The following is a 14,637-nucleotide window of genomic DNA, read 5'->3' on the forward strand; positions in this document are numbered from 1 at the left end:
AGGACAACATCAGCTTCACCGTCATCAAGGTGAACGACGCCAGCAGCCGCCCGAAACAGGACCTCGCCCGCCCCTCGATGGCCATCACCCGCCCGAAACGCCTGACAACGCTGGCGACCGAGCCGATGCTCCTGCCCCTGCAGTTGCATCCCGAGGGGGAAGGGATGCGCGAGGAAATCGCCCCGCCGGGCCAGGAACCTGCGACGGAAGCCCAGGTGACACCCCGCCGGGTGGCGACGCAGCGGTAGGCCTCAGCCGCCCCCGATCAGCACCCCGGCGGCAAACACCAGTGCGCCGCCGAGGACGACCTGCAACGCCGCGCGCAGGAAGGGCGTCTCCATGAAGCGATTCTGGATCCAGGCGATGGCCCAGAGTTCGATGAAGACGACGATGATGGCGATGGTGGTGGCGGTCCAGAAATCCGGGATCAGATAGGGCAGCGCATGGCCAAGGCCGCCGAGCGCGGTCATCACGCCCGAGGCCAGCCCGCGCTTGAACGGCGAGCCACGGCCCGAGAGCACGCCATCGTCATGCGCCGCCTCGGTAAATCCCATCGAGATCCCCGCGCCGACCGAAGCCGCCGCGCCGACGAGGAAGGTTGTCCAGGTGTCCTGCGTCGCGAAGGCGGTGGCGAAGATCGGCGCCAGGGTCGAGACCGAGCCGTCCATCAGCCCCGCCAGCCCCGGCTGCACCCAGGTCAGGATGAACTGGCGCCGCGCGCTCTGGTCCTCGGCGCTGCGGACATCCGCGGTCAGGTGGCGCGCTTCCAGCCCCTCGGCATGGGCCTCGTGCCCGGCCTCGGCGGCAGCGAGATCGCCCAGCAGCTGGCGCGTGGCCGCGTCCCCGGTCCGGGCGGCTGCGCGCAGGTAGAAATCCTGGGCCGATTTCTCCATCGCCCGCGCCTCGGCCCGGATCGTGTCCAGGGGCAGCGTCTCGGCCAGCCAGACCGGGCGGCGGGCGTAGAACCCGGCGACATGCTCGCGCCGGAGCAGCGGGATGATCTCGCCGAAGCGGGCGCGATGCAGCTCGATCAATCGGCTGCGGTGGTCGTCCTCCTCCCGCGCCATTTCCTCGAAAACCAGGGACGAGGCGGGATAATCGCCGCGCAGGCGCTCGGCATAGCTGCGGTAGATGCGGGCGTCGTCCTCCTCGGAGGAGATGGCGAGGGCGAGGACTTCCTGTTCGGAAAGGTCCGAAAAGCGGCGGCGGAAGGTCAGGGCGGAGAGCACGGCGGGTTTCCTTTCTGGAATGATTCTAATCTATCCATCCCCGCATCGGGCGCAATCGCGGGTTCTGAACTGATGAGTTCAGAATGTGCTTGCAATTCTGCACCAGTCAGTTCAGAACCTCAATCTGAACCGATGAGTTCAGATTGGAGTCTTCAGATGCACCGCCTCATGCTGGCCCTTGCCGTTGCCATCACCTTCTCCGGCCCGGTCGCCGCGCAATCCCTCTCGACCCTGCTGCCGCAGATCAGCTTTCCCGAGACGATCACCGGCCCGTCCACCAAGGATTGTCCGGCGGAAGGACAAGCGTGCCAGCTCGAGGAGTGACCCGCGCCGCCGCCCGCTTGCTGTGCCCGGCCCCGATCATCTATGGTCGGGGCATGGGTGTGCGATGAACGTCATTTCCGATCAGCGGGTCCGGCGCGGCCGCAAGTTCGGCCAGGTGCTGGACGGCGCGCGCAAGGTGTTCATGCGCGACGGGTTCGAACGGGCGTCGGTCGACGACATCGCCCGCGAAGCGGGGGTGTCGAAGGCGACGATCTACGCCTATTTCCCCGACAAGCAGCTGCTATTCCTGGAAGTGGCGCGCTGCGAATGTCACCGCCAGACCGAGGAAGCCGAAGCCATGGTCACAGGCGAGGTGCCGGTGCGCACCGCGCTGACCATCGCGGCCGAGCGGATCGTGGCGTTCCAGCTGTCCGACTTCGGCCAGCGCATGTTCCGGATCGTGGTGGGCGAGGGCGAGCGTTTTCCGGGTCTCGGCCGCCAGTTCCATGACTTCGGGCCGGGCCTGATCCACGCGCGGCTGGTGCACCACTTGGGATCCTACGTCGCGCAGGGGGCGCTGCGGATCGACGACCTCGATCTTGCGGCCGACCAGTTCGCGCAGCTGTGCAAGGCGTCGATCCACGAGAAGCTGATCTTCGGCATGACCGAAACGATCACACCCGAGCTTGCCCATCGCAGCGTGCACGGCGCGGTGGACATGTTCCTGGCGCGGTATGGGGTGAAGGGCTGACGATCCCTCCTCGTTCGACTTCGTCTCCTCGTCGGCCGGTCCGCGAGGAGTGCACGAAGTGCATCGACGAGCGTTTCGCGGTCATCCGTTCTCGCGCAGCACTGTCCCCGCAAGATAGAGCGAGCCGCAGATCAGCACCCGCGCCTCGGGCGCAAGCGCCGCGATCCCGGCCAGCGCCTCGGCCACCGAGCCGGCCGTCACCGCCTCGAGCCCCGCCGAACGCGCGGCGTCGCGGGTTGCCTCGGCCGGAAGGGTGTTCTTCTCGCCCGGGATCGACACGGCGTGCAGCCGGGTCACCTGCGGCGCGAGCGGGCGCATGTAGCCGGTCACGTCCTTGGTGTTCAGCATGCCGCAGATCAGATGCGTCTCGCGCCGGGGCAGCCGGGCCAGCGTCGCCGCCACCGCCTCGCCCCCGGCGGGGTTGTGGCCGCCGTCGAGCCAAAGCTCCACCCGTGGCGCAAGCTCGACCAGCGGGCCGTGGCGCAGGCGCTGCATCCTTGCGGGCCAGACGGCACGGGTCACGGCGGCCTCGCAGGCGGCCTCGTCGCGGCCAAGCGCGCGCAGGGCGGCGATGGCGGCCCCGGCATTCTGGATCTGGTGCGGGCCGGGCAGGTTCGGCAGCGGCAGGTCGAGAAGGCCGTTCTCGTCCTGATAGACCAGCCGTCCACGATCCTCGGACACATGCCAGTGTTGTCCGTAGGCCAGCACCGGCGCACCCAGCCGGGCGGCGCGGGCCTCGATCACCGCCATCCCCGCCTCGGACTGCGGCCCGATGATCACCGGCACGCCGCGCTTGATGATCCCGGCCTTTTCCGCGGCGATCTTCTCGATCGTGTCGCCAAGGAAGGCCTCATGGTCCAGGCTGATCGGGGTCAGGATGGTCAGCCGGGGCTGGTCCACAACATTCGTCGCATCCAGCCGCCCGCCAAGGCCCACCTCCAGCAGCGTCCAGTCGGCCGGAGTCCGCGCAAAGGCCAGGAAGGCGGCGCAGGTGGTGATCTCGAAGAAGGTGATCTCGTCCGGTCCGTTCGCCCGCACACATTCGTCCAGCAGCGCGGTCAGCGCGGGTTCCGAGATCAGTTCCCCGGCCAGGCGGATGCGTTCGTGGAAGCGCGCCAGATGCGGCGAGGTATAGGCATGGACCTTCTCGCCGCTGGCCTCCAGCCCCGCCCGGATCATCGCCTGGGTCGAGCCCTTGCCGTTCGTCCCGGCCAGATGGATCACCGGGGGAATGCGGCGCTCGGGGTGGCCCAGCACCTGCAGCAGTCGCTCGACCCGCGCCAGGGTCAGGTCGATGACCTTGGGATGCAGCGTCATCATCCGTTCGAGGATGAGGTCGGAACCCTGGGTCGCGGTCATGCTTCGGCTTCGGCCTTCTCGACCGGCGGCGGCAGGTCGCCCCGGATCGCCGGCGGCTGGCCGGTCAGCATGCGGATCAGCGTGACCAGCTCTTCCTTCATCGCCTTGCGATGGACAACGCGGTCCAGCATCCCGTGGTCCAGCAGGTATTCGGCGCGCTGGAAGCCTTCGGGCAGCTTCTCGCGGATGGTCTGCTCGATCACGCGCGCCCCGGCAAAGCCGATCTGGGCGTTGGGCTCGGCGATCTGGACGTCGCCCAGCATCGCATAGCTGGCGGTGACGCCGCCGGTCGTGGGATGGGTCAGGACGACGATATAGGGCAGGCCCGCCTCTTTCAGCATCTGCACGGCGACGGTGGTGCGCGGCATCTGCATCAGGGAGAGCATCCCCTCCTGCATCCGCGCGCCGCCCGAGGCCGAGAACAGGACCAGCGGACGCTTCAGTTTCACCGCCCGCTCGGCCGCCGCGACGATCGCGTTGCCGACATACATGCCCATCGACCCGGCCATGAAGCTGAAGTCCTGCGCGGCGGCGATGATCGGGGTGCGGTTCACCTCGCCCTCGGCCACCAGCATCGCGTCCTTCTCGCCGCTGGCCTTTTGCGCGGCCTTGATCCGGTCGGGATATTTCTTCTGGTCACGGAAATGCAGCGGATCGGCGACGGGTTCGGGGACCTTCACCTCGGTGAAGATGCCGCCGTCGAACAGCGCCTCGAACCGTTCGCGCGGGGTGATCGCCATGTGGTGATCGCAGGTCGAGCAGACGTTCAGGTTCGCCGAAAGCTCGCGGTGGAACAGCATCGTCCCGCATTCGGGGCATTTCGTCCACAGGTTCTCCGGCACCTCGCGGCGGGAAAACAGCGAGTTGATCTTCGGTCGGACGTAGTTGGTGATCCAGTTCATGCGGCGCCTGTTCTGCCCCTTGCGTCAGGTGTTCCAGATATGCCGGTGGGGGAAGAAATGCAATCCGACACGGGCCTGCGGGCGGTCCCGGCCCCGGGTCCCGGCCTAAAGCCGCCGCCGCGCCCGGAGTGCGGCACCGATCGTGCCGTCGTCGAGATAGTCCAGCTCGCCCCCGATCGGCACGCCCTGCGCCAGGGTCGTGATCTGCGCCGCAGTCCCCGCCAGCGCGTCGGCGATGTAATGCGCGGTGGTCTGGCCATCGACGGTGGCGTTCAGCGCCAGGATCACCTCGCGCGCGTTCTCCTCGGCCACCCGGGCGACCAGCCGGGGGATGCCAAGGTCATCGGGCCCGATCCCGTCCAGCGCCGAGAGCGTACCGCCCAGCACATGATAGCGGCCGCGGAACGCCTGCCCGCGCTCCATCGCCCAGAGGTCGGCGACATCCTCGACCACGCAGATCTCGCCGGTGGCGCGGGCCGGATCGGCGCAGATCGGGCACAGATCGGTCGTCGAGATATTGCCGCAGACCCGGCAATCCTTGGCGCTCAGCGCCACCTCGGCCAAGGCTTGCGCCAACGGGGCCATGAGTTGCCCCCGCTTCTTCAGCATGACCAGCACCGCCCGGCGGGCCGAGCGGGGGCCGAGGCCCGGCAAGCGCGCCATCAACTCGATCAGTGTCTCGATGCCGGTGCCGTCGGCCATCAGAACGGCAGCTTCACGCCGGGCGGCACGCCCATCGATTCCGCCAGGCGGGCCATTTCGTCGTCGGTGCGGGCCTTGGCCTTGGCCTGGGCGTCGTGGATCGCGGCGAGGATCAGGTCCTCGACCACTTCCTTCTCGCTCGCGACCAGGATCGAGGGGTCGATGTCCAGCCCCGTCACCTCGCCCTTGGCGGTGGCGCGCGCCTTGACCAGACCGGCCCCGGCCTCTCCCATGACCACCGTGCGGGCCAGTTCGGCCTGCAGTTCGGTGATCTTCGTCTGCATCTCGGTGGCGGCCTTCATCATCTTGGCCATGTCGCCAAGCCCGCCCAATGCACCCAGACCCTTCAGCATCTCGTTCTCCGTCCGTTTCAAGTGAGATACGGGCGCGGGACGGGCGGCGCAAGGTCAGGGCGTGGCGCGGAACAGCATTCGGCGCGGGAAGAACCCTTCGGCGCGGAAGAAGGCATGGGCCGCGTCGTTCCCCTCCCAGGTGTCGAGCAGGATCTCGTCCACCCGAAGCTTGCGGGCAAGGGTGCGCGCGGCCACCAGCAGCGCCTTGCCATGGCCCTGCCGCCGGGCCTCGGGGGCGACGGCGATATGGTCGATCATCAGGCGGCGGATCGCGGGCGAGAAGATCGACGCCTCGCGCTCTTGCAGGCTGCAGAGGGCATAGCCGACCGGAGGATCGCCGGCCAGGAAGGCGGTGACGGCGGGGTCGGCCAGGCGCGCTGCGAAATGGGCGGTCAGCGCCTTGGGGTCTGGATGGGGGTGGAAGGTCCCGGGGTAATGTTCCGCGTGCCAACCTTGCAGATGCGCGTTCAGCCGGGCAAGGGTCGCCGCGTCCCCGGGGTAGGCGCGGCGAGGGGTCATTCCTCGAACGGGTCCCAGTCGTCGCCGACCTCGGGCTCCGCCAGCGGCAGCGCGGCCTCGGCGGCCTGGGCGGCGATGGCCTCGGGGGCGCGGACTTCCGCGATCTTCGCGCCGGGGAAGGCGGTCAGGATCGCCTGCACCAGCGGGTTTTCCGCCGCCTCGGCCTTCACCTGCGCCAGTTCGCGGTCGCGCGCCTCGGCAATGGTGGGCGCGCCGCCGGAGGCCACGACCGACACCCCCCAGCGCGCGCCGGTCCAGCCTTGCAGGCGCTGGCCAAGGCGGGCGGCAAGGTCGGGCTTCGCGCCGGGCGCGGGTTCGAACTCGATCCGGCCGGGGGCATAGCGGACGAGGCGGAGGCCGGTTTCCACTTCGTTCAGCAGCAGCATGTCGCGTTTGGCGCGGATCAGTTCGACCAGTTGGTCGAAGGTGGCGTAGACCTGCAACTGGCTTTCGGCCAGCACCGGGGCGGCGGCGGTCATCACCGGGCCGCCCGTGGGCGCGGAGTGGACGGGAGCGAGGCGCGGCGCGTGGACGGTCCCGCCGCCAGCGGGGGCGCCGCCCGGCATCCCGGCGGGACGCGGGCTGTCGGCAAGCTTCTTCACCAGCGTCTCGGGGTCCGGCAGGTCGGCGACATGGGTCAGGCGGATCACCGCCATCTCGGCCGCCATCATCGCGTTCGGGGCAAGGCTGACCTCCTCGATCGCCTTCAGCAGCATCTGCCACATCCGCGTCAGCGCCCGCATCGGCAGGCGGGAAGCCATGTCCTGCCCGCGCGTCTGTTCGTCGGGTGGGGTGGTCGGATCCTCGGCCGCCGCCGGGTTGATCTTGATGACGGAAATCCAGTGCGTGATCTCGGCCAGGTCGCGCAGGACGGCCATCGGATCGGCGCCATCGGCGTATTGGGCGCTGAGTTCGGCCAGGGCGGTCGCGGCGTCGCCCTGCATGATCAGGTCGAAGAGGTCGAGCGTGCGGCCCCGGTCGGCAAGGCCCAGCATGGCGCGGACCTGGTCGCCCGTCGTCTCCCCTGCCCCGTGCGCAATCGCCTGGTCCATCAGGCTCATCGCGTCGCGGACCGAGCCTTCGGCGGCGCGGGTGATCAGCGCGAGGGCATCGGGGGCGAGCCTGGCGCCCTCGAGGTCGGCGACCCTGGCAAGGTGGGCCATCATCACCTCGGGTTCGATCCGTTTCAGGTCGAAACGCTGGCAGCGCGACAGGACGGTGACGGGGACCTTGCGGATTTCCGTGGTGGCGAAGATGAATTTCACATGCGCCGGGGGTTCCTCCAGCGTCTTCAGAAGCGCGTTGAAGGCCGCGGTCGAGAGCATGTGGACTTCGTCGATGATGTAGACCTTGAAGCGCGCCGAAGCCGCGCGGTAGTGGACCGAGTCGATGATCTCGCGGATGTCGCCGACCCCGGTGCGGCTGGCCGCGTCCATCTCCATCACGTCGACATGGCGACCCTCGGCGATGGCGCGGCAGGGCTCGCAAACCCCGCAGGGCTCGGTCGTCGGGCCGCCGGTGCCGTCGGGTCCGACGCAGTTCAGCCCCTTGGCGATGATCCGCGCGGTGGTGGTCTTGCCGACCCCGCGCACCCCGGTCATCACGAAGGCATGCGCGATCCGGTCGGCCGCGAAGGCGTTCTTCAGGGTGCGGACCATCGCCTCTTGCCCGATCAGGTCGGCAAAGGTCTGGGGACGGTATTTGCGGGCAAGGACCTGGTAGGCGGGAGTCGCGTCAGTCATGCCGCCACCTTAGCCGGGGCCGGACGGCAGGGGCAAGCAGGGGCTTTGTCCCACGCTTGCATCGCACGACGCTGCCCCCCATGTGACAGGATTGCCGAACCTTCGGAAAGCCGGCAACGGGATGATGCTGCAGGCGTTCTAGCCAGAAGCGAGTCTGCAGGCAAAGCAGGAAAGGACGCGCTGATGACGTACACGATCAATCGAGTGATTTCGGGCCAGGACATCGACAGCGTCGATGCGCGGGCGCGCAAGGCCTTGGCGGACAACGGTTTCGGCGTGCTGACCGAGATCGACGTCAAGGCGACGCTGAAGAAGAAGCTTGATGTCGAGATGCCCGCCTATCGCATCCTCGGGGCCTGCAATCCCGGAATGGCGTATCAGGCCATCGGGATCGAGCCCAGGGTGGGCGCGATGCTGCCGTGCAACGTCATCCTGCGCGAGACCGAGGGCGGAGTGGAAGTCAGCGCGATCGACCCGGTTGCCTCGATGCAGGCGATCGAGAACGCGGAACTGAAACGTGTCGCGGGCGAGGTGCGCGACCTGCTGGCAAAGGCCGTCGCGGCGATCTGAGGGCGCCGCCACGTTCTTGTGCGCGATCGGACGATGCGGCCCGAGCCGGTCAGCCCGGTGCGGCCTCTCCGAACAGGACCTCGTCCGGGATATCGAGCCGGGCAACCATCAGGCTGCAGGGAAGCGTGTCCACCAGCGTCGCGGTGACTGACCCCAGCAGCCAGCGCGCCAGCGATCCCTGCTTGTGGTGGCCGACAACGACCAGATCGGCGCCGGTTTCGCGGGCGATGGCCGTGATCCGTTCGGCCGGCTGGCCTCGCTCCAGCCGCGCCTCGGGGACAAGACCCATGCGCTTCAGGCGCAGAACGCCCTCATCAAGGATCTTCTGAATCTCGCCGGCCTTGTCGCTGGACAGATAGACCGGGCTGAGATCGCCGACGAAAAGCTCGGGCACCGGCTCGACGACGGCGACCAGGACGACACGGGCCTTGCATATCTGGGCCAGCCGGGCCCCTTCGCGAAGGGCGAGCCTGCCTTCGAGAGACCCGTCATACGCCAACACTATGGTGCGATACATGACTGTCTCCATCAATTGCCCCAATAGGTTGACATCATACGCCCGGGACGGCTTTCGGACAATCACGCATGAACCTGTTACGGACCGGGGTTCAGATGTTGGTCTGGTCCGGCGGCACGCCCTGCGGCAGGGGGGCAGCGCCCCCGGCCTCCTCGCAGGCCACGCCCGCCATGCCGACGCCATAGCAGGTCATCGACAGCGACCCGAGCGCATAGCCGCGCAAGAGTGCCTTCGCATCCGCCTTTTCCGCCGCCAGCCCGGCGGTATAGAGCAGCGGGATGAAATGGTCGGGCGTGGGCACGGCCATGCCGTAGTCGGGATGTTCCAGCGATTTCAGGATGTCCGCCGGGGCCTCGGTCATCTGGCGGGCGATCATGTCGTCGAACCGCTGCGCCCATGCGGCGCCGGCATCGGGCCGGTTCCATTCGATCCGGCGCAGGTTGTGCACGACGTTGCCGCTGGAGACGATCATCACGCCCTGGCGGCGCAGCCTGTTCAGCTTTCCGGCCAGGTCGAGGTGATAGTCCATCGGCTTCAGCGCATTGATCGACAGCTGCACCACCGGAACATCGGCCTTGGGGAAGAGATGGGCCAGGACGCTCCAGGTGCCATGGTCCAGGCCCCACTGGTCGTGGTCGGCCCCCACCCAATGCGGCTTGACCACCTCGGCGATCTCGCCGGCCAGGTCCGGCAGGCCCGGCGCCGGATAGTCGAAGTCGAACAGCTCTTGCGGGAAGCCGTAGAAGTCATGGATCGTGCGCGGCCGCGCCATGGCGGTGACAGCGGTCGCGCCGATGAACCAGTGCGCCGAGACCACAAGGACGGCGCGCGGCCGCGGCAGCGCCTTGCCCAGTCGGCGCCAGGCCAGGGTATAGCCGTTCTCCTCTAGCGTGTTCATCGGGCTGCCATGGCCCAGAAACAGCGCCGGCATGACCTGGTTCATCGGTCAGACGCCCCGCAGTTGCTTCAGTTTCAGGCCGAGAAGGATCATCAGGATGCCGAACAGGACCGCGTAAAGCCCCAGCATCCAGCCCAGCGCCAGGATGCCGCCCTCGGGCGCGGTGAGCATGAACCACAGCACGGCCGCCCCCAGCAGGACCGAGATCACCCCGCTGAGGCCCAGCACCCATTCCCCCTCGATCTCCTTGCGCAGGCGGATGGCGGCGGCGATCTGCGCCGCGCCGGTGACGACCGCCCAGAAGGAAACCATCGACCACAGGAACACCGCCAGGACCAGGGTCGCGAGGAAGGGCGACAGCACCACCACCACGCCGGTCGCGATCCCGAGAAGGCCGCTGGCGATCAGCCAGCCCCAACGCTCGCCCGCGCGCAGGTTGGTGATCCCGGCCCAGAGCGCGAAGACCCCGTCGACGAAGGAGAAGGCGCCGAAAACCAGCGTCAGCGCCATCACCGCTTCGCCGGGCAGGAGCCAGGCAAGCACGCCGATCCCCAGCGCGATGACCCCGCGCAGGACGAACATCTTCCAGTTGGGCGCAAGCGAACAGAACGCCGAGCGGCTGTCGACATTGGTCGGGACTCCGTCTGACATGGATAACCTCGTATCCTTGATTTACCCGGCTACGCTGGCCCCTGCAGGATCGGGCCTGTCCGTGATGTTAGGTCACAAGGCGGAAATCTCAATGACACAAGGTCGCGCGCGGAGTGTTTTGCCGCGACGCGGTTGGCGACCGGCAGCCACGCGCCGGGACCATGGCTTGGGGAATGGACCGACATTCGTGCGGCCTTGGAATGCGGGACAAGCAGGCGATCCCGTGCTTATCCTGCCTTGGTTGCGCTGATCGCATAGCGGTGTTCGCTGCGGCGGAGGAGTGATCTGGCCAGGCCAAGGTCCCGCGCCTGCGCACGGTGGATGGCAGCCAGCCGCATGTCGATGCGGATCTCCTGAAATCCGGCCTCCTGCAATAGCGCGGCAACGGTCTCGGCCCGCGCCCCGCCCGAGAAGTGCACCTGGGACAATATCGAGGCATGGCGCCGCGCCAGTTCGGCACCGAATCGCGGATGTGAAGGGCCGGCCAGGCGGGCCAGCAGACGGCCGAGGAAGCTGCGCGTCACGAAATCCCCGTCCACCAGCAGCAGCCGGCCGCCGGGGGCCAGCACCCGGAACCACTCCGCGAAGGCGGCCTGCGGATCGACCAGCGTCCAGACCAGATGGCGGGTCACGATGACATCCTGCGATGCCGTGGGAAGCATGGTGCGCTCGGCGTCCGCCTGCAGGAACGTGACCGGCGCCCCGGCCGCCGCGACCTTGGCGCGGGCGCAGGCAAGCATCGGCTCGGCCCAGTCCAGTCCGGTCACGCGGTAGCCCAGGTCGTGGCAGAGGAGCGCGATCTCTCCGGTCCCGGAAGCAAGATCCAGAAGGCGCCGTCCCTCGGCGGCGCCCAGATGGCGACGGAACAGCGCCATCCAGGCCCCCCGCTCGGCCCCCGCGGCGATCTTGTGGCCGGGGTCCTGATCGAAGGTCGCCGCCCGGTCGGACCAATAATCCCGGATCTCGTCCCTGAGATCACGATTCGTCGGGGAAGTTGAAATGCTCATTGCGATCAGCCTGTTACCCTGCCGGCGGTTCCTGCGGTGGTTAGCCGACAATTTCCGAGTAAACAAGTCGGAATCTATTGTTGACAAACGCGCTAAGGAAATTTAGCCCCCTGCTGCGACAACCAAGGAGCCATGATGATCCGTCTTCCCACCCTGCTCGGCGCGACCGCGCTGAGCCTGTTCGCAGCCAGCCTCGCGCAAGCCGACACAGTCACCCTCACCGATATTGCCGGACGGCAGGTGCAGGTCGAGACTCCCGTCCAGCGCGTGATCCTGGGCGAGGGGCGGCAGGCGTTCTTCACCGCCGTCCTGGAAACCGAGGATCCCTTCGCCCGTGTCGTGGGCTGGCGCGACGACTTCAGAGAGGCCGATCCGGACAGCTATGCCGCCTATCTGGAGCAGTTCCCCGGGATCGACGCGATCCCGACCTTCGGCGGCTTCAAGGAGGGCACCTTCGACATCGAGCAGGCGGTGTCGCTGGACCCCGACGTGATGATCCTGAACCTCGAGGCCAAGGCCGCGACCGACGAGGCCGGGTATGAGGAAAAGCTCGCCGCGGTGGGCATCCCGATCGTCTATGTCGACTTCCGCGAAAAGCCCTTCGAGAACACGATGAAGTCGATGGAACTGATCGGCCAGCTTTACGGCCGGGAAGACCGCGCGGCCGAGTTCAACGCCTTCTTCGCCGCCGAGATGGAGAAGGTCCGCTCGGTCATCGCCGCGCAGACCGGGCTGCCCCGCCCGCTGGTCTTCGTCGAACGCGCCGGCGGCTATTCCGAGGATTGCTGCATGTCCTTCGGTTCCGAGAATTTCGGCCGCATGGTCGAGGAAGCGGGCGGCACCAACATGGCCGCGCCCTTCATTCCCGGCACCTTCGGCACGGTGAACGCCGAGCAGATCGTCGCCTCGGACCCCGAGGTCGTGGTGGTCACCGGCGGCAACTGGGACGCCTATGTCCCCGGCGGCGCCTGGGTCGGTGTCGCGCCCGGCGCCGACCTGGCGGTGGCGAGGGACAAGCTTGCCGGGCTGATGCAGCGCCCTGCCTTTGCCGGGACGCGGGCGGTGAAATCCGGCCGGGTCCACGCCATCTGGCATCAGTTCTACAACAACCCCTACAGCTTCGTCGCCGTCCAGCAACTGGCCAAGTGGCTGCATCCCGAACTCTTTGCCGACCTCGACCCCGAGGCCACGCTGAAGGAACTGCACAGCCGCTTCCTGCCCGTGGACTATCGGCCCGGCTACTGGGTCTCGCTGAACTGATCGCATCCGGGCGGCGCATCCCGTGCCGCCCCCTCTCCTTTCGGGATCCTCCCATGACCAGCCTCGCCGATCTCCAGGTGCCCGCAGAGACAGGCCGCCATCCCTACCGCCGGCTTGTCCTGCGGCGGATCCTGATCCTTGCCGGGCTGTTCCTGCTTCTGGCGCTGTCGGTGGCCGTCGATGTCGCGCTCGGCCCTGCCCGCTATGCGTTGGGAGAGGTGGTCGCCACCCTTCTGCGACCGGCGCAGGCCGAGGCGCAGATGCGCATGGTGGTCTGGGACATCCGGATGCCCATGGCGCTGATGGCGGTGACGGTCGGGGCCTGCCTCTCGCTTGCCGGGGCGCAGATGCAGACCATCCTGGCGAACCCGCTGGCCAGCCCCTTCACGCTGGGGATCTCGGCCGCCGCGAGCTTTGGCGCGGCGCTGGCGATGGTCCTGGGCGTGGCGCTGGTGCCGACGGCGCTGGCGCTGATGGTGCCGATCAACGCCTTCGCGATGGCGATGGTCGCCTCGCTGCTGATCTTCGCACTCTCCAGCATGCGGGGCGTGACGGTCGAGACCATCGTGCTTCTGGGCATCGCGCTGGTCTTCACCTTCAACGCCCTTCTGGCGCTGCTGCAGTATTTCGCCTCGGAACAGGCGCTGGCCGCCGTGGTGTTCTGGACCATGGGCAGCCTGACCAAGGCCACCTGGACCAAGGTCGCCGTGACGGCGCTGATCCTGGGGATCGTCACCCCGCTTTTCGCGCGCCGCGCCTGGGCGCTGACCGCGATCCGGCTGGGAGAAACCCGCGCCGCCGCGATGGGGGTTCCCGTGCGCAAGCTGCGGCTGGAGACGCTGATCCTCGTCTCGGCGCTGGCGGCGGTGCCGGTGTCCTTTGTCGGCACCATCGGCTTCATCGGCATCGTCGGCCCGCATATCGCGCGGCTTCTGCTGGGCGAGGACCAGCGCTTCTTCCTCCCGGGCTCGATCCTGGCCGGGGCGCTGATCCTGTCGGCCACCTCGGTCCTGTCCAAGGCGATCCTGCCCGGCGCGGTCCTGCCGATCGGGATCATCACCGCGCTGGTCGGCGTGCCCTTCTTCGCCACCCTGATCTTCACCCATGGACGCCGCCAATGGTAAGCCTGCAACTGAACGCGGTCGAGGCGCGCTACGGCCGCAAGGTCGTCTATGCCGAGGCTTCGACACCCGAGATCGCCGGGGGCCACCTGACCGCGCTGGTCGGGGCCAACGCGGCCGGCAAGTCCACGCTCTTCCGCCGGATCGCCGGGCAACTGGCCGGCAGGGGAGAGGTCAGGCTTGTCGGTGCCGGGCTGCACGATCTTCGCTACATGCCGCAGGACACCGGCATGACCGCGGCGCTCAGCGTCTATGAATCGGTGATCCTTGCCCTGAAGCAGGGCCGGGGCGGCTGGCGGATGGGGGCGGGCGAACTGGCCGCCGTGGACGAGATCCTTGCCGGCCTGAAGATCGCCGCCTTCTCCGGCCGTCCCCTGTCCGAACTGTCCGGCGGCCAGCGCCAGCTGGTGTCCCTTGCCCAGACGCTGGTAAGCCGACCCCGCATCGTCCTGATGGACGAACCGACCTCCGCGCTTGACCTTTATCGGCAGTGCGAGGTGCTGGACTACCTGCGCCTCTACGCCGCCGACACCGGCTCGGTGATGATCCTCGCGCTCCATGACCTGAACCAGGTCATGCGCGCCTGCACCATGACCATCGCGGTGGCGGAGGGCCGCATCGTTGCCGCAGGCCCGACGCTGGAAACCCTGCGGCCAGAGCTGATCCGCCAGCTCTACGGCATCGAGGCCAGGGTGGAGACCTGCTCGCGCGGCTGCCCGATGATGATCGTGGACCGGGCGGTTCGGGAGGAGTAGGATCGGGTCGAACCGACGAGACGCTTGACCGCGTTGC

The 14,637-nt window shown here is 68.1% G+C and carries 18 protein-coding genes; 7 read left to right on the forward strand and 11 right to left on the reverse strand.

Annotation, left to right across the window (positions count from 1 at the left end; all coding sequences use genetic code 11):
• Positions 1–248, forward strand: a 248-nt coding sequence (locus ACE3UA_RS06190; RefSeq protein ID WP_374643551.1) for a hypothetical protein, incomplete at its 5' end; no start/stop codon positions are given.
• 3 nt (positions 249–251) lie between these two features.
• Here ACE3UA_RS06190 and mbfA read toward each other — a convergent pair.
• Entirely contained in the window at positions 252–1,229 is a 978-nt protein-coding gene (mbfA, locus tag ACE3UA_RS06195; protein ID WP_374643552.1) for an iron exporter MbfA, read from the reverse strand.
• Between the two features lie 156 nt (positions 1,230–1,385).
• Here mbfA and ACE3UA_RS06200 point away from each other — a divergent pair, with 156 nt between their 5' ends.
• Together ACE3UA_RS06200 and ACE3UA_RS06205 are read left to right on the forward strand one after the other, a co-directional pair.
• Positions 1,386–1,553 (forward strand): hypothetical protein, encoded by a 168-nt coding sequence (locus ACE3UA_RS06200; RefSeq protein WP_374643553.1) that lies wholly within the window; start codon positions 1,386–1,388, stop codon positions 1,551–1,553.
• Between the two features lie 64 nt (positions 1,554–1,617).
• Positions 1,618–2,244 carry a TetR/AcrR family transcriptional regulator gene (locus tag ACE3UA_RS06205; protein WP_374643554.1) on the forward strand — a complete coding sequence of 209 codons (627 nt, stop codon included), beginning with the start codon at positions 1,618–1,620 and terminating at the stop codon, positions 2,242–2,244.
• Between the two features lie 81 nt (positions 2,245–2,325).
• On the opposite strand, the gene ACE3UA_RS06210 is transcribed toward ACE3UA_RS06205, so the two are convergent.
• The 6 genes from ACE3UA_RS06210 to ACE3UA_RS06235 form a co-directional block, all read right to left on the reverse strand.
• On the reverse strand, positions 2,326–3,603 hold the full coding sequence (locus tag ACE3UA_RS06210) for a folylpolyglutamate synthase/dihydrofolate synthase family protein (RefSeq protein ID WP_374643555.1): 1,278 nt from the start codon (positions 3,601–3,603) through the stop codon (positions 2,326–2,328).
• Positions 3,600–4,505, reverse strand: a complete 906-nt coding sequence (accD, locus tag ACE3UA_RS06215; protein WP_374643556.1) for an acetyl-CoA carboxylase, carboxyltransferase subunit beta — start codon at positions 4,503–4,505, stop codon at positions 3,600–3,602. Before accD ends, ACE3UA_RS06210 begins: the two co-directional genes overlap by 4 nt.
• Before the next feature lie 105 nt (positions 4,506–4,610).
• The gene (recR, locus tag ACE3UA_RS06220; RefSeq protein WP_374643557.1) at positions 4,611–5,207 is read right to left on the reverse strand and encodes a recombination mediator RecR; all 597 of its coding nucleotides are present in this window, start codon (positions 5,205–5,207) and stop codon (positions 4,611–4,613) included.
• Complete coding sequence (locus ACE3UA_RS06225; protein ID WP_374643558.1) at positions 5,207–5,560, reverse strand: YbaB/EbfC family nucleoid-associated protein; 354 nt, start codon at positions 5,558–5,560, stop codon at positions 5,207–5,209. Before ACE3UA_RS06225 ends, recR begins: the two co-directional genes overlap by 1 nt.
• Before the next feature lie 54 nt (positions 5,561–5,614).
• Positions 5,615–6,079 (reverse strand): GNAT family N-acetyltransferase, encoded by a 465-nt coding sequence (locus tag ACE3UA_RS06230; protein WP_374643559.1) that lies wholly within the window; start codon positions 6,077–6,079, stop codon positions 5,615–5,617.
• Positions 6,076–7,821, reverse strand: a complete 1,746-nt coding sequence (locus ACE3UA_RS06235; protein ID WP_374643560.1) for a DNA polymerase III subunit gamma/tau — start codon at positions 7,819–7,821, stop codon at positions 6,076–6,078. The genes ACE3UA_RS06230 and ACE3UA_RS06235 overlap by 4 nt, the downstream gene beginning before the upstream one ends.
• Positions 7,822–8,004: 183 nt before the next feature.
• Here ACE3UA_RS06235 and ACE3UA_RS06240 point away from each other — a divergent pair, with 183 nt between their 5' ends.
• Complete coding sequence (locus ACE3UA_RS06240) at positions 8,005–8,391, forward strand: DUF302 domain-containing protein (protein ID WP_374643561.1); 387 nt, start codon at positions 8,005–8,007, stop codon at positions 8,389–8,391.
• A 49-nt stretch (positions 8,392–8,440) separates the two neighbouring features.
• Here the strand turns inward: ACE3UA_RS06240 and ACE3UA_RS06245 are convergent, their stop codons facing one another.
• The 4 genes from ACE3UA_RS06245 to ACE3UA_RS06260 all read right to left on the reverse strand — a co-directional run bounded on the left by ACE3UA_RS06245 (position 8,441) and on the right by ACE3UA_RS06260 (position 11,464).
• Positions 8,441–8,920: a universal stress protein gene (locus ACE3UA_RS06245; protein WP_374643562.1), complete on the reverse strand. Its 480-nt coding sequence runs from the start codon at positions 8,918–8,920 to the stop codon at positions 8,441–8,443.
• A 79-nt stretch (positions 8,921–8,999) separates the two neighbouring features.
• Positions 9,000–9,851 (reverse strand): 4,5-DOPA dioxygenase extradiol, encoded by an 852-nt coding sequence (ygiD, locus tag ACE3UA_RS06250; protein ID WP_374643563.1) that lies wholly within the window; start codon positions 9,849–9,851, stop codon positions 9,000–9,002.
• A 3-nt stretch (positions 9,852–9,854) separates the two neighbouring features.
• The gene (locus ACE3UA_RS06255) at positions 9,855–10,457 is read right to left on the reverse strand and encodes an HdeD family acid-resistance protein (protein ID WP_374643564.1); all 603 of its coding nucleotides are present in this window, start codon (positions 10,455–10,457) and stop codon (positions 9,855–9,857) included.
• Between the two features lie 227 nt (positions 10,458–10,684).
• Entirely contained in the window at positions 10,685–11,464 is a 780-nt protein-coding gene (locus tag ACE3UA_RS06260) for a class I SAM-dependent methyltransferase (protein ID WP_374643565.1), read from the reverse strand.
• Between the two features lie 135 nt (positions 11,465–11,599).
• Between ACE3UA_RS06260 and ACE3UA_RS06265 the strand changes: the two genes are divergently transcribed.
• The 3 genes from ACE3UA_RS06265 to ACE3UA_RS06275 are packed head-to-tail and all read left to right on the forward strand — an operon-like array spanning position 11,600 to position 14,600.
• Complete coding sequence (locus ACE3UA_RS06265) at positions 11,600–12,724, forward strand: ABC transporter substrate-binding protein (protein ID WP_374643566.1); 1,125 nt, start codon at positions 11,600–11,602, stop codon at positions 12,722–12,724.
• A 53-nt stretch (positions 12,725–12,777) separates the two neighbouring features.
• Positions 12,778–13,848, forward strand: a complete 1,071-nt coding sequence (locus ACE3UA_RS06270) for a FecCD family ABC transporter permease (RefSeq protein ID WP_374643567.1) — start codon at positions 12,778–12,780, stop codon at positions 13,846–13,848.
• Positions 13,842–14,600 carry an ABC transporter ATP-binding protein gene (locus ACE3UA_RS06275; protein ID WP_374643568.1) on the forward strand — a complete coding sequence of 253 codons (759 nt, stop codon included), beginning with the start codon at positions 13,842–13,844 and terminating at the stop codon, positions 14,598–14,600. The genes ACE3UA_RS06270 and ACE3UA_RS06275 overlap by 7 nt, the downstream gene beginning before the upstream one ends.
• The last annotated feature ends 37 nt before the right edge of the window (positions 14,601–14,637 follow it).

This window comes from Tabrizicola sp., from assembly GCF_041919135.1.
In the GTDB taxonomy this organism is placed as follows: domain Bacteria; phylum Pseudomonadota; class Alphaproteobacteria; order Rhodobacterales; family Rhodobacteraceae; genus Tabrizicola.